Here is a 15,116-nt window from a genome sequence, read left to right on the forward strand (position 1 = left end):
TCAGGCAGCTCCACACGTGGGAGCTGTGCATCTATCGTTTCGAAACTAACTTATATCCCTTGCTCAGGTGTTTTAGCTGACTCAACCCTTTTGATCTCGTCAATGTCACTGTCTGGCATGCTTCCCCATGTTGGTGATGTAGGAGGACTACCTGCCTTTGAATTTGCTAAACGTACTTCATCCCAAATAGCAGAAAATTGGTTGTGATTAGCTATATAATCTGGTTTTTCTGTTTCATAAACGTGTGGAATTATAGCTCTAGCACATTCTATCTTGCCTTTTAAAACAGCATAATGTAAAGGAGTTTCTCCCTTTTTATTTATTTTATTAACATCGGCTCCTGCGTTAATTAGAAGCTTTACTACCTTAACATTACCTCTCGAAATAGCAAAATGTAAAGGAGTATCTCCATCGTCATTGATTTTATTAACATCAACTTTTGCGTTAATTAGAAGCTCTACTACCTTAATATCGCCTGTATAAATAGCATAATGTAAAAGAGGACGTCCAACAATTATTTCATTCACATTAGCTTCTTTTTCAATAAGAAACTCTATAGCCTTCTTGTTGTTACTCATAACAGCATAATATAAAGGAGTGCGTCCATAGCTATCTCTTTCATTCACATTAGCCTTTTTATTAATGAAAAGAAGCTTTGCGACCTCCACATTGCCTACAAGAGCAGCATAATGTAAAGAAGTCCAGCCATAACAATTTCTTGCGTTAATATTAGTTCCTTTTTCAATGAGAGACTCTATAGCCTTCTTGCTGTTGCTCATAACAGCAAAATATAAAGGAGAGCATCCAAGGTCAGTTCTTGCATTAACATTAGCTTCTGCGTTAATTAGAAGCTCCACCATCTCCATATCACCTTTTGCAGTAACATAATGTAAAGGAGTCCATCCTTCACTATTTCTTTCATTAACATTAGCTCTTTCATTAATGAGAAGCTCTGCTACCTTCACATAACCTTTTCCAGCAGCATAATGTAAAGCAGTCTGTCCATAAGATTTATCATCTTTTACATTAACGTCAGTTCCTCTTTCTATCAGCCGTTTAACTGGACTTACATAGCCTTTTTTAGTGGCATAAAAAAACCTTTCTCTGTCATCTTTACCAAAAAAATACAGTACTATATCTAGTATTTTATTATATATAGCATTGAATATATTTGCCATCACTTATCCCAATAAAATAACTTTGATTTTTATGCACTATATTAAAAAGAATCAATATATTTATTTAATAAATTTATCACTTAAGTACAAAACAGTAGGTTAAAGTAAGAAAATCAGATTTGCTAACTTAAAGAGAACCTGGTAAAGCTTTTTTAATTTATTTCTTATACCCTAGCTTTTTTGTAGTGTTGTGGTTATGTCGAAAATAGTGAAATTAATTTTATGCTCAATAATACCAGTAATAGGTTTTATTTTTTACATTGAAAGTCATTATCTTAATAAAAAAGTTAAATTTGAGCCATTCTTTAAAACAGATTCCTCAGGTCCAAGCTACATGCCACAACTTCCAGAGCTCACTGACTTTGATAGAAGCACACTGGCAGTTTGTGGAGAATGGGGAACAGAGCCGACTGTAGAAGATTTCAAAATTCTACTTGATTGCCCACAGCATAAAGAAACAGTGGAAAAAATATATGAAAAGCTTGACCATCAGGTAATCACACCAAATGCAAGCTTGGAATTATTTAAGGATGAGTTGGCTAAGATCTGGTTTACGAATAGCGGAACTGAAAAAAGTACTATCGGATTTGGACATATCTTTTGTGGCGAACCAGATAAATTAGGACTAGGTGGTATGCATTTTGTCGGCAGATACGTCGAAGCCCAAGAAGATCAATGGGCAGGCGCAGTTTGAAACGATAAATCTCTATGCAATAAATCAGATATTACACCACCAGTTTATACATTTGGCATGAAATATTTAGGTAAAGATGGAGAAGTGAAAGTTAAATGTCCTAATGGATATGCTTACAATCTTCATGCTGATGATATTTTAGTTTCTGCAACTAAAGCATTTAAAGAACTGGGAAAAGATGGAATGTGCCTATATAAAATGGAGGAAGATGGTTATCAATCAGTGTTTGTGAGAAAGAATGATGCAATACTCACATTCTACCCTGATTTAACACCAAAATGTAATGATAAACACACTGATTGCGATTGCAGCAATCAATTATAGGAGGCTACTTTTACGCAATATTGATTGTCCTTAAGTAGCAGTCTAACATTTTTTATTCCTTGTCTGCGGAGCTTTGACGCAGCTGATTTAGCAGCCTGGGCATTTTTAAAAAATGCGATATATCCAGTGCTTTTTGCAATATTTTGTTTTGGATGATGTTTTTGCATCTCTCTCTCATATTGCTTTCTATAATGAGGAGTACTTTGTATAAGCTGCTCCGACATCTTTCTTAAATATTCAACTTTTACCTTCGTAATACCGGATCTATGAAATCCTAAAATTATTGCTGCTTTTTCTGACAGATCTATTATTCTGCCCTCGATAAATGGCCCTCTATCATTAACTCTGATCACAAGACTGCTGCCATTTTTTAAATTAGTAACGCGAACAAAGCAAGGTAGCGGTAATGTTTTATGTGCTGCAGAAACCAGGTGGCGGTTAAATATTTCTCCATTTGCCGTTAGTGTGCCATGATCCTCTATTCCATACCACGAAGCTATTCCCACTTCTTCGTAGTGAGTGCAGTTTTTTGGATGATAAGTTACACCATTTACTGTGTAGCTATTGCCAATTTTATAATGGCCTGCAGTGCTATTATACCTGTCTTTCAAGCTACAACTGCTCGTTAAAGCGAATATCAGACATAAAAAGACTAGGTTCTTTATCATTTTTTCGGTAAGAGGCTATGAGGATTTTAAATTATACTATAATAAATTTAGTAATGAGTAAATACCTGTTGTAAAATATGAACGACTCTCAAACAATACATATTATTGGCATAGGTGGAATCGGAATGAGTGCTATTGCTGAAATTCTTCATAATTCTAATTATAAAGTTCAAGGTAGTGATGTACGATTAAACAATAATATAGAAAGACTACAAAAGTTTAGTATTAAAGTTTACATTGAACATAATGCTGATAACATTGAACAAGCACAAACAGTTGTGTATTCCTCTGCAATTAAGCCTGATAATGCGGAACTAGTTGCAGCAAGAGAAAGCAATAAGACTGTTTTGCATAGATCAGATATACTTGGTGAAATCTTAAAAAATAAATATGTAATAGCAGTTTCAGGTTCAAGTGGAAAGACAACAACAACGGCAATGATTGCCTCTATTTTTGATCACTCCAATAGATCTCTTTCTGCAACTTCAACACTCTCCACTGTCATCCGAGTAGCCGACACTGGGATCCATGGAAAAAATCTGGATTCCAGCGTCACGCGCTGGAATGACACCAGTACGGGTATTGATGCAACTGTCATTGTAGGCGGCATACTAAACTCTTACCAAAGCAATTTAAAGATTGGGAAAAGTGGTATTTTTCTCATTGAAGCTGACGAATCAGACGGCACCATGCTTAAGATTCCTGCAAACATTGCCGTCATAACGAGTGTGAATGATGACCATATAGATCATTATGGTACATTTAATGATATCAAAAATGCGTTCTCTCAATTTGCAAGTAAAGCAGACTTTGCAATCTTACCTGATTCTTCAGGCATTAATTGTAATGCAAGTAATTTTATCACATTTGGGTTTGAAGCTGATGCTGGGATTAAAGCAATCAATATCCAGCAACATTCCAGCAGCATAGAATTTGATGTATTGATTGATGCAGATGAATGTCAAAGTAACTGGATTCCAGCGTCAAGCACTGAGATGACACCCTTCTCTTTGTCAAGCACTGCCACTGTTTCTTATAACTGGATTCCAGCGTCACGCGCTGGAATGACAGAGGAAATGGTGTCATCTCAGTGCTTGACACTGGGATCCAGAATGAAACAAACTGCACTAGAATACAGGATTATAAAAAAAATAATATTATCAAATGCAGTAGGAATTCACAAAGTCAGTAATGCCTTAGCTGCAATATCAGTGGCATTAAAACTTGGAATAAGTATTGAAGAAATTAAAAAAGGACTTTTAGAATTTAAAGGAGTTGCAAGAAGATTTTCCTTGATTGCTAATATCAATGGTGTAAAATTTATTGAGGATTATGCACATCACCCCAATGAAATATTAGCAACTTTAACAGCAGCACGTACGATTTCTCAGGGAAAAGTAATAGGTATTATTGAACCGCTTCGTTTTGCCCGTATCCGCAATTTTTTCGGCGAATTCACACGTATTTTTATGATGTTCAATCACATAATACTCACTCCTGTTCACCCTCCAGAGGATCAGCTCATACCTGGCTATGGAATTGATGATATACAAAAGGCTTTAATTGAAAGTGGATTTAATAATGTAAAGCTAATGAATGATTCCTTACTTATTTCACATTTTATTAACGATTCTGCAAATCCTGGTGATGTAGTATTATTTATTGGTGCTGGTAGCAACATAGCTAGGTTAATGAAAGAAACCATACAAATACTTACTTAGGTCTTCAGCGCCCTTACGTTCAGATAATGTTTGAATTTTGTATTAACAATTATACAATAGCTATTATTAATTTATCAATTAAGGAGCTCTTATGACGTTAGAAAATTTTTAAAAAAAAAGCGGTAACACTTTTCAAGTAAAAGTAGCTGATATAGTTGAGCAAAATGGTGGAGCAATGACATGGTACAAAATTCCACATGCCAAGGAAGCTACTGTAAGAATAACAATTGATTCACAGGAAAATAATATACAAATCTCCAATGAGTCAATCAGCACAGTTAAAAATGAAGGTAAGACTGTTATTGAGTTTAACTACATGCATGGAGAACATTACCCATATGGCCAAGGATTATACTTTGATTTCTTGTCGGAAAAGATCAACATAGAAGCTACAAATTGTCCTAATTCAAATGGCATTCACTTTGAAGTTGACATAGAATTTCAAGGCCAAGATGGTTCTGATTGTATCCATTCAGCCGGGCGGTAAAATAAAGAGTAGACAAGGAATGCTAAAAAGGTAAACTAGAGTGGCTGTGAGGTAATATGGTTGATCTTTTAGAATTTTGCGAAAGTTTAAGCAGACTATAGAAAAGTTAGAAACAAAAATAGAAGAGCTTAAAGCAGAAAGGATCGAAAACGCTGAGTTAAAAGAAAGGCTTGGCTTAAGTTCAAAAAATTCATCTATACCAAGCTCCAAAGAATTATATAAGATGAGGGAAAATAAGCCAAAAAGTGACAGGAAAGTAGGAGCACAGGTTGGACATAAAGGCAGTTACCGCCCTAAAATGGAGGCAGATGAGATGGTAAAAATAGAACTGCCCAATACGTGTGAGTGCGGAGGAGAAATTGCGGTATCAAAAGATCCGTATACTCATCAAAAGGTCGATTTGCCGGAAATCAAGCCGTATGTAGTTGAATATCAACTAGAGCATGGACGTTGCAAAAGATGTGGAAAAAGAAAAAGTAGCAAGCTACAAGAAGGAGTAACTGCGGACACATTTGGTCCAAGAGTTAAGTCAGTAATTGCAGCATTAAGTGGATTTTACAAGAATTCGAAAAAAGAAGTGGCAAATATTATAAAGGACATTTTCAACCTGGATATCAGCGTCGGTAGTGTATCAAATAGTGAGGCTAGAGTGGCAGAAAAATGCCAAGAAGCATATGAGCAAATTGAGGAAGAGGTAAGCAAGAGCAAAATTTTACATATCGATGAAACTAGCCATTACAACAAAGGTAAACAGGGCTGGTGCTGGATGTTTGCGAGCAAAATAGGAAGTGTGATCAAATTGACAGAGTCAAGAGGGATGAAAGTCCTGGAAAATAGTAAATTTGGAAAGAATAACAACCTAGTAGTGACCGACAGATATGCAGCTTACAACTACTTTTCCAGCAAGAAAAGGCAGGTCTGTTGGGCACATTTAGCAAGAGATTTTGAAAGGTTGTCTCATAGTTGGAATAGCGAAGTGAAAGTTTTGGGGTATTATTTAAGGAATGTTGCTACTGAATTATTTGCATTGAAAAAAGCTCTGTTAAAGGATGAAATAGACACATTAAGGTTCATAAGAAGAGCAAGAAAATTATGCAAGCGAACGAGATATTACTTAAAGAATATATCAAATTTACCCGAGGCAATTGGAGCGTCTCGAGTAGCAAAAAATATCATGAAATCGGATCTGATGATGTGGAAATTTTTGGACGATCCAGAAAATATTCCACTGACAAACAACTATGCTGAGCAACAGATTCGGCATTACGTTGTTTACCGAAAAGTTTCATATTTTACACAATCGAAACGGGGAAATATGTTTCTTGAGAGGATAATTTCATTGTACTTGACTTGGAGGCAAAAGAAGTTAAATCCTTTTCAAAACCTACTGGCTATTGCTTCTTAAGCCATACACCTGAATGGATACGACGCAACTGCGAAAAGAAGAGGTTGAGTCTTAGCCTCTTCTATATATCCACATCATGCACATTAAGTGCGTTATTATTAATAAAGTCTCGGCGTGGTTCAACTATGTCGCCCATTAATACTGAGAATATGCTATCTGCTTCTTCGCAATCTTTTATTTCAACTTTAAGTAGAGTTCTAGTTTCAGGGTTGAGAGTAGTTTCCCATAGCTGATCAGCATTCATTTCACCAAGACCTTTAAATCTCTGTAGAGTGAGACCTTTTTTACCATATTCCATTACCGTATTTGCTAATGCGCTAGGGGAAGTAATTTTTATCTCAGTGTCTTGTGACTTTAAGAATGAATCACCATTAAATAAATTAACTATATCGTCAAGCAAGTTGAGAATATTCTTTATTTCTTTACTCTCGAGCATACTAAGCGAAAATACATACTTATCTGCCAGCCCTTGAAAGAGTTTAGAAATGTGAATTTCGCCTTCTTTTACTTCTACTTCCCAGGTATATTCACTGTACATTAACTTCAAGTATTTTATTATCTCATCGGCAAATGATAAGGCATTTTTTTTGCTTAATATCAGCATTGATTCTAAGAGATTTTGTGGTATTTCTCTATCATAATTTTTACTAATATTAGAAATACTTACGCATTTACTTAAGATAAAGCGTAGGTCTGCAATTGTACCACTTAATGTCAATCTCTTTACTGCTGAATTTATTATATACTCTTCAAATGTTGCATCATCTTTAATGTAAGTATCTTTAGCATTTTTTGTCACTTTATAAAGAGGTGGCTGAGCTATATATAAGTAGCCTTTTTCAATAACTTCGCGCATATATCGGAAGAAGAAGGTTAAAAGTAAAGTTCTAATATGCGAACCATCAACATCTGCGTCTGTCATGATAATTATCTTGTGGTACCTTATTTTCTCAATATCGAAATTATCACTGCCTATTCCAGCTCCAATTGCTGTAATTAAAGAGCCAATTTCTGCAGACGAGAAAATACGATCTAGCCCTGCGCGTTCTACATTTAGAATTTTTCCTTTTAAAGCAAGCACTGCTTGTGTCTTTCGATCACGACCCTGTTTTGCAGAACCGCCTGCAGAGTTACCTTCTACTATAAACAACTCGGACAACTCTGGAGCCTTTTCTTGACAATCAGCGAGTTTTCCAGGTAGGGTTGCAATATCAATATTATTCTTACTTTTAACCAGCTCACGCTCTTTTCTTGCTGCCTCTCTTCCTTTTGCTGATCTAATTGCTCTTTCTACTATACTCGTTGCTAGTTTTGGGTCAGTTTCAAGTATTGTGCTGAGCTTATCAGAAACTATGCTTTCCACAACTGTACGCGCTTCAGAGCTAACCAACTTGTCTTTCGTTTGTGAAGAAAATTTAGGGTCAGGCATCTTAAGAGAGAGAACGCAAGTCAAACCTTCTCTCACATCTTCTCCAGTTAAACTTACTTTTGCCTTCTTTAGAAATCCTTCATTAGTTGCATAAGTATTAATGCATCTGGTTAGAGCAGATCGAAACCCTGCCAAATGCGTACCACCATCGCGCTGTCTAATATTATTTGTGAAACATAACATATGTTCATAGTAGGAATCATTCCACTCCATTGATAATTCTAAACCTATGCCAAGATCTGCTGCTTCGCCTCTCATGCTGGCAATTTTAGTTACCGGTGTCTTATTTTTATCTAAATAGCGTACAAAACTTGCTGTACCAAAATTATCATTAGACTTTTGTTTATTATCGTTAAAGTGAGATTCCGTGCATGAATCGTTACGTAAATCACGCAAAATGATATTGATATTTGAATTCAAAAATGCTAATTCCCTTATACGATTTTCAAGAGTTGAGTAACTAAATTCAATACCACTAAAAGTATCTGTTGATGGCATGAATGTAACTCTCGTGCCTCTCTTATTTATATTCTCATTAACTATTTTCAAAGACTCAAGAGATTCACCGTCTTCAAAACGCATGAAATGTTCTTTTTTATTGCGCCAGATAGTAAGTTCTAGCCAACTTGATAATGCATTTACCACTGATATACCAACACCGTGCAGTCCACCAGAGACTTTATAAGTATTGCTATCAAATTTACCACCGGCATGCAGTTGGGTCATTATTACTTCTGCCGCTGATATCCCTTCTTCTTCATGGATATCGGTTGGAATGCCGCGACCGTTGTCAGTTACAGACACTGAGCCATCTGCATTGATATTAATTTCTATTTTATCACAGTATCCAGCTAAGGATTCATCTATTGCGTTATCAACAACCTCATACACCATATGATGTAAACCAGATCCATCATCGGTGTCACCGATGTACATACCTGGACGTTTTCTTACTGCCTCAAGACCTCTTAAAACTTTTATCGAATCAGCGTTATAGTTACTTTCCATGCAATTGCTTCATTTATAAATGTTTATTAATGTTATATTGAGATACACCAATTAGCAACATTTTTAAATCCTTGGGTTGAAATTTAAAAATTTGCTAATTTTAATAGACTGCTTGCATAACTCTCAGTGCATAGCTCCAAAACGGTACTATTCTAGCGCGTGAAGCTAGGATCCGGTTGTTTTACCAGATTCTAGATAGATGACAAAAAGGCTATGAAAACAACAACCAATTACGTTTTTGATACTCCGCTTTTTTCACAATGTTGTTTTGTTTCTGTATCACCTAAATTTGTTGTTGGTGGTGTTGCTATTACCGTTTCGTTCGAATTTATGCTTTTTGATTTACTAAGCGCAACTACCTCTTTTAAAGTCATGTTTTTATATTGAGGAACAATTTTAGCATAACCAAGTCTGATTTTTACATCTGTATTTTTTTCCAGATCTTCAAAAGTTAAACCTTCACTTGAATTGCTATAGTTTACTGAAATTTTTGGCTTGTTCTTTTCTGTGTTATCAACACTCATAGTTACTGTAATGCTGCACTTTTTACCATCTACTTCTCAATCAAATTTTATGGTTGAAGATCCATTTGTTATCTCGTACAGCCTTACCCCATTATTGTCTTGTGAGAGACGTAATAGTCTTAAGTCTTCTTTAGATACTAAAACAGCTGATGTAACCCTTTGATTGGAGGCTTCATAGAGTCCACTAAGAAATGATTTATCAATGCGCAGTTCTTTTGTATTATCTTTTAGTGATACCCATGCGGCAAATGATTTATCTTCCCTCGCTCTTAATCTTACATCTGCTATTGAGTCATTACTAATATATTTAGCAATTTCTTTTTGAATTGAGTCAATAAACTTCTTAGTTTTTGTGTCATTTTTATTAAAAAAAAGTTTGCATCTGAATGCTCTTTAGATGGTTCTCCAAAGCTTTCTGATGCTTCTCTAAAACGTTTTAATGCTTCCTCAAGAGTTACATATATGTATTTACCACGTGTATTCTTGGTGTAAGGCCCACATAACTCTGTAGGACTTGGTTGAGTTGTAGTACTTACTATAGTTTCACTTGCGTTTAGGTTATTCTTTGCAGAGTGTGTTTTTAATTTTTGATGTGCTTTTATTTTTCTAGCTTTAGGCATAATCCCCCCTATTAAATAATTAAAATACTTAGCATGTTGATAGTGAAGAAAATTTAATGCGTCAAGAGCCAATAAAGGTATTTTAATTTTACTGTTCATAGCAAAGACCTCTTTATTTTGGAATTAGCAGAGCTAATACGTTGATAAGAGCAAAAGAACTTAACGGTAAAAATCACTACCTAACTATTTCACTTGGATGCTACAACGCGACATAAGATAAATTATTTATGCATTCCCTGCATACTTCTTCTCTTTTTTCATTATTTAGTCTGCTCTTGAACTGCTTACACCTTTTTTCAAGGGCTGTACTTGTAGTAACAACAAACCTTACTGTCTCAGGTGACAATTGCGGCAATTCATCTCGAACTTTTTCCTGTTCTTCTGCAGAAAAATTATTAAGGTTTTCTCTGGCCAAATCAGGGAATCTTTGAGTAATTGTTTCCTTTATCATTCCACTTGCTTCTTGCTCATCAAGTGTAATTATTACTGATGGATGTAATGAAGATAAAGATTCAACCATCTTATTATACGTTCCACCTGCGCAGCTCTGACCACGGTTACCGTAAGTTGTTGCTGCATCAATCAGTCCTTTAATAAACATATTTTTTCTATCTTTTATATTCTCATCACTTAATGGAACTCTCTGACCATCCATTCCAGTATTTCTATCATTACAAGCCTTCCAGCATAAAATGGCCATTTGCTTTAATGTTAAGTTACTATAATTGTCTTTAAAGCTATCTCCTGTTGTTTTGTTAACAAATTCTAAGCATTTACGAGCATGAGATTTCTCATCTTCTGTAAATTCATTTGATTCTCTGATGTATTCTTCAATATCAGTTGTATTCCCCTCATTTAGCTGCGCATAAAACTCCTCTTTACTTAGAGCTTTTTTGTACTTTTCTACCAGCCTATCAACACTTAGGTTTATACTAGATACTGCACTTGGATCGTGAGTGGTTTGCTGTACAATTACAGGAAAAATGTCAGCTAAGTTTTGAAAGAAATTCTGCCTTTCTGCTTCTGGAACTGCTTGTATTGCATTCATATACTCTTGTACTGCTGCAATAAATGCACGATTTAGGATGCATAACCCAAATATTAGAAGCGTTACAAATGCAGAGGAAACAATTATACGCACTAATAAAATGGCACTTAGCGTAAACCTTACAAAGTTCTTAGGCCATGCTAACAACTTTATTTCATTTTCTTGGGGTGTTAGATAGTAATTTATTATTCCTAGGTATATAAAAAATGGTGCAAGTAAATAAAATGAACAGATTATTTTTGCGGCTAGAATTATGTTAATAAATCTTTTAACTCTGCCAATATTAGCAGCATCTTGTATCCTCTCCATCGCTGCCCTAAGCCTCTGTTCTTGCTCAGTATTTGCTGCTCTAGCTTGATTACCTATCTAGCTTGATTACCTAACATATTATTACCTCTAGCCTAATTATTATATAATCAGTGCAAGGCCAGCATCTTTCAAGTAAAGTTGAATTAAACTCTGCTCTTCCGAAATGTCTATTACATCCATGCCATTATTGGTTTGAGCATAAAGATTAGCTCCATTCTTTAGCAAAACATGTGCAATCTCTTTTCTATTGTTTAGAGCAGCAGTGTGTAGTGGAGACAAACCATATTCTTTTTCATTTAGATTTACACTTGCATTATATTTCAATAATAAATTATTAATATCTATATTTCCATTTCTAATGGCGAAATATATAGGTGTAGTGTCATAATCGTCTGCGGTATCAGCAAATGCTCCATTCTCTAGGAGTAATTCTACTTTCCTTGTATCATTTTCTTTTACTGAACGAAATAGGCGACTTTCACCATTTACTTTATTTTCAATATCAGCTCCATATGATCTCAGAACTTTAATTACTTCTTCATTTCCACTATTAAGCGCAATATCCAAAGCATCCACACCATCTACATTTTTGTGATGAAAAAAATCCTTCAGCTTGCCTTCACCAAAATTTTCTTTAAATTTCTTAATAATAAGCTCCACTACCTTCCCAGGGCAATTATTAGCAGCAAAAAAAAGAACTGTGTTGTTATTATTATCCTTTTTAGTTACATCTGCTTTAAGCTTATTGATTAAATACTCAATTACTTCTACTCTACTGTCATTTTTCTGTTCAGTGCATTGCCTCAAAGCTAAAAATAAAGCTATACGACCATTATTGTCTACATCTTCAATATTTTGACCTTTACCAACCAATGCTTGTAGCACACTCGTGTTGCCATATAGAGCAGCAAGATGAAGAGGAGTATGTCCTTCAATGCTTTCTCTTTCATTAATCAATGCATTATTGTTAATCAGTAGTTCTAGAAACTCTGTCGTTTTTGCAAACACTGCAAGATGCATTGGCGTTAGATCATCTTTGCCATGATGTTCAATTTTTGCATTAACATCTGCCCCTTTTTCTATTAGGAATTTTGCTATTTCTAACCGTTTGAATCCAATGGCGATGTGTAGTGGTGTGCGATTGTGTTCATACTTCTCATTAACATTTGCACTATGTTCTACAAGAAATTTTACTCTTTTCAAATTTCCTTGCTTTATGGCTTCACGCAAGATGTGCGTCTCTTTTTCGTTTTCTATAAGTAATTTAATAAATTCAATATTTTTTTGTTCTATTGGGCTTTGTTGCATAGCTAAGGTAAAAAGAACTGGGAGTTACTGACGAAATTCATTATAAACAGGCATTTAACCGACAAAGGAAAAATATGCCAGTCAAAATGAAAGTCAGTAACTGCTACGAATATAACAAATTTCTCCAAGAAAGAGGAAATATTTTTTATTACGTCAACGATGCCATAGAAAATTGGTACAAAAAAAGTCCCAAAATGGCCGGTGGCAACAATATTTATAGTGATAAAGTCGTAATTCTAATTCACATAATAACTTATTTGTTTAGAATAGGCCTAAGACAAACGGTGGGGTTTATAGCGGGATACCTTGAGCAAATAGGAAAAAATTTGCAAGTTATCAGCTATTCCCAGGCTTCCAGAAGATTCAAAAAGCTTAACTTAAAAATTAATGATCGAAGACATGATAAAAACAGTATGGAAAATATTGAGATCGCCATAGATAGCACTGGAATAAGCATCTACAATAATATTCCAGGCCATAGTAAGGCAAACGGTACAGATAGAAAGTACCGTGGCTATAAGCAAACAAGAAAATTGCATGTAATGCTGGAGATAGGTAGCAAAAAAGTCATAGCTGCAAAATACAGTAGTGGAGTTTATTCTGACCACTATGGAGCCTGTGATCTTATTGCAAGGGCTAATGCTAAATACAATATAAGCACACTATATGCAGACAGAGCATATAATCGAAAGAAGTTATACAAATTATGCAATGAGCTTGGCATAAAGACAAAAATTCCACTACAAAACAATGCAGTGGAGCATCCAAAGCTGGATTATATGGCTGAGAGAAATTCTACAATCAAGTTCATAAAGTCATATGGTGAAGATGGTATGAAGAAGTGGAAAAAAGAGATAAATTATGGGAAGAGATCTTATATAGAAAGTTTTTTCTCGCGACTGAAGCAAACATTTGGGTTTAGTTTTAGGAACAAATCTGAGATTAACCGTGAGAAAGAAATGCTACTCAAGTGTTATTTGCTGAACAAATTTACTGAAATAGGCATGGCTAAATTTGAGATAGCTTCATGAATTTATTATGCATTGCCTCCTATCCAAAGAGCGATGCAACAAAGCCAGATTGGATTAAGATTTAACATCTAATTCAGTTCATTTTATATCAAAAGGGTTACTTATTTTATTAATTTATTTATGATATGCTACTAATAATATAATATATCAAAGATGCATGAGTATATTAAAATCACTACTCAAAACAGCGATTGCAATATTATTGCTAATCTGTGTTTCAAGTGCATCTTTTGCCTCTGAAAGCAGTAAGAACAGCGTTAATAGTAAACGTACAGGAAACTTCTATATAGGTCTGAGTCTTGGCCAAGTAATCCCTATTAATGACTTATTGAGCAAATCAATTAGTGCCTCTGTCGGTTATAAAGTTAAATATCTTAACGCGGAGATTGATAGTACTCTTGCATCATTGAATAATGCAGACAGAACAAGCATCATTTTGACATTGATGGCAAATGCTTACTTTCATTTTTATAATAGAAGTAATTTTACTCCGTACATTGGCTTTGGTATTGGATTCTCCGAAGCATCTATTGCCCCTTAAGTGTGTATGGGCTGAATGCTCTCCAAGGAAAAGCGGGCTTCAGTTACAGGGCTGGTAATGCAACTGAGATATTTGCTGGTTATAGATTGTTTAGTATTCCATTGTATACAGGTAGAAGTAATGTTGATCATGAGACTCTAGAAATTGGATTAAGATTTTATATATAATTTAGTTCATTTTATATCAAAAGAGTTACTTATTTTATTAATTTATTTATGATATGCTACTAATAATATAATATATCAAAGATGCATGAGTATATTAAAATCACTACTCAAAACAGCGATTGCAACGTTGTTGTTAATCTGTGTTTCTAGTGCATCTTTTGCATCTGAAAGCAGTAAGAGCAGCATTAATAGTAAATATGCAGGAAACTTCTATGTAGGTCTGAGTCTTGGCCAAATAGTTCCTATTAATGACTTATTGAGCAAATCAATCAGTGTCTCTGCTGGTTATAAAATTAATAAAGATGTTAGTGCGGAGCTTGAAGGTGTTATTTCATTTATTGCAGAAAAAGATAGAGAGAGCTTAATTCCTGCATTAATGGCAAATGCTTACTATCATTTTAATAATAGCAGTAATTTTACTCCGTACGTTGGCTTTGGTATAGGTTTAGCCCAACCACTTTTCTATCACTTCGATGGACTGAAAAGCGCTTATCAAGGAAAAGTTGGCGTAAGTTACAGTGCAGGTAATGCAACTGAGCTATTTGCTGGTTATAGGTTTCTCAATGTTCTAAATGCTAAAAAACCAGATCCACGTGAAGTTTTTACTCATAAGGCTATAGAAATTGGATTAAAATATAATATATAATTCATAAA

The 15,116-nt window shown here is 34.8% G+C and carries 12 protein-coding genes and 2 pseudogenes; 7 read left to right on the top strand and 7 right to left on the bottom strand.

The features are described from left to right. Positions 1-50 precede the first annotated feature (50 nt). On the bottom strand, positions 51-1,178 hold the full coding sequence (locus tag HF197_RS01210) for an ankyrin repeat domain-containing protein (RefSeq protein ID WP_168463954.1): 1,128 nt from the start codon (positions 1,176-1,178) through the stop codon (positions 51-53). 196 nt (positions 1,179-1,374) lie between these two features. Here HF197_RS01210 and HF197_RS07625 point away from each other — a divergent pair. Beyond that, positions 1,375-2,196, top strand: a pseudogene (locus tag HF197_RS07625) (EndoU domain-containing protein). On the opposite strand, the gene HF197_RS01225 reads toward HF197_RS07625, so the two are convergent. Further along, the gene (locus tag HF197_RS01225; protein ID WP_168463956.1) at positions 2,187-2,864 is read right to left on the bottom strand and encodes a septal ring lytic transglycosylase RlpA family protein; all 678 of its coding nucleotides are present in this window, start codon (positions 2,862-2,864) and stop codon (positions 2,187-2,189) included. The pseudogene HF197_RS07625 and the gene HF197_RS01225 overlap by 10 nt on opposite strands. 77 nt (positions 2,865-2,941) lie before the next feature. Here HF197_RS01225 and HF197_RS01230 point away from each other — a divergent pair, with 77 nt between their 5' ends. The 3 genes and pseudogenes from HF197_RS01230 to tnpC all read left to right on the top strand — a co-directional run bounded on the left by HF197_RS01230 (position 2,942) and on the right by tnpC (position 6,477). After that, on the top strand, positions 2,942-4,585 hold the full coding sequence (locus HF197_RS01230) for a UDP-N-acetylmuramate--L-alanine ligase (RefSeq protein ID WP_168463957.1): 1,644 nt from the start codon (positions 2,942-2,944) through the stop codon (positions 4,583-4,585). Positions 4,586-4,760: 175 nt separating this feature from the next. Continuing rightward, on the top strand, positions 4,761-5,072 hold the full coding sequence (locus HF197_RS01235) for a hypothetical protein (RefSeq protein ID WP_168463958.1): 312 nt from the start codon (positions 4,761-4,763) through the stop codon (positions 5,070-5,072). A gap of 56 nt (positions 5,073-5,128) precedes the next feature. After that, positions 5,129-6,477: pseudogene (tnpC, locus tag HF197_RS01240) on the top strand (IS66 family transposase). Positions 6,478-6,538: 61 nt separating this feature from the next. Here tnpC and gyrB read toward each other — a convergent pair. From gyrB to HF197_RS01265, 5 genes are all read right to left on the bottom strand, one after another. After that, entirely contained in the window at positions 6,539-8,914 is a 2,376-nt protein-coding gene (gyrB, locus tag HF197_RS01245) for a DNA topoisomerase (ATP-hydrolyzing) subunit B (RefSeq protein WP_168463959.1), read from the bottom strand. A 230-nt stretch (positions 8,915-9,144) separates the two neighbouring features. After that, a complete protein-coding gene (locus HF197_RS01250) occupies positions 9,145-9,438 on the bottom strand; it encodes a hypothetical protein (RefSeq protein WP_168463960.1) in 294 nt (97 codons plus the stop codon). Positions 9,439-9,722: 284 nt separating this feature from the next. Beyond that, positions 9,723-10,157, bottom strand: a complete 435-nt coding sequence (locus HF197_RS01255; RefSeq protein ID WP_168463961.1) for a hypothetical protein — start codon at positions 10,155-10,157, stop codon at positions 9,723-9,725. Between the two features lie 100 nt (positions 10,158-10,257). Further along, positions 10,258-11,415 carry a hypothetical protein gene (locus HF197_RS01260; RefSeq protein ID WP_168463962.1) on the bottom strand — a complete coding sequence of 386 codons (1,158 nt, stop codon included), beginning with the start codon at positions 11,413-11,415 and terminating at the stop codon, positions 10,258-10,260. Between the two features lie 99 nt (positions 11,416-11,514). Next, entirely contained in the window at positions 11,515-12,723 is a 1,209-nt protein-coding gene (locus tag HF197_RS01265; RefSeq protein ID WP_168463963.1) for an ankyrin repeat domain-containing protein, read from the bottom strand. 74 nt (positions 12,724-12,797) lie between these two features. Here HF197_RS01265 and HF197_RS01270 point away from each other — a divergent pair, with 74 nt between their 5' ends. The 3 genes from HF197_RS01270 to HF197_RS01280 all read left to right on the top strand — a co-directional run bounded on the left by HF197_RS01270 (position 12,798) and on the right by HF197_RS01280 (position 15,108). Continuing rightward, complete coding sequence (locus HF197_RS01270) at positions 12,798-13,754, top strand: IS5 family transposase (RefSeq protein WP_168463947.1); 957 nt, start codon at positions 12,798-12,800, stop codon at positions 13,752-13,754. 157 nt (positions 13,755-13,911) lie between these two features. Beyond that, positions 13,912-14,295: a hypothetical protein gene (locus HF197_RS01275; protein ID WP_168463964.1), complete on the top strand. Its 384-nt coding sequence runs from the start codon at positions 13,912-13,914 to the stop codon at positions 14,293-14,295. Positions 14,296-14,547: 252 nt separating this feature from the next. Continuing rightward, entirely contained in the window at positions 14,548-15,108 is a 561-nt protein-coding gene (locus tag HF197_RS01280; RefSeq protein ID WP_168463965.1) for an outer membrane beta-barrel protein, read from the top strand. Positions 15,109-15,116: the final 8 nt, after the last annotated feature.

This window comes from Wolbachia endosymbiont of Ctenocephalides felis wCfeT (assembly GCF_012277295.1).
GTDB lineage: Bacteria > Pseudomonadota > Alphaproteobacteria > Rickettsiales > Anaplasmataceae > Wolbachia.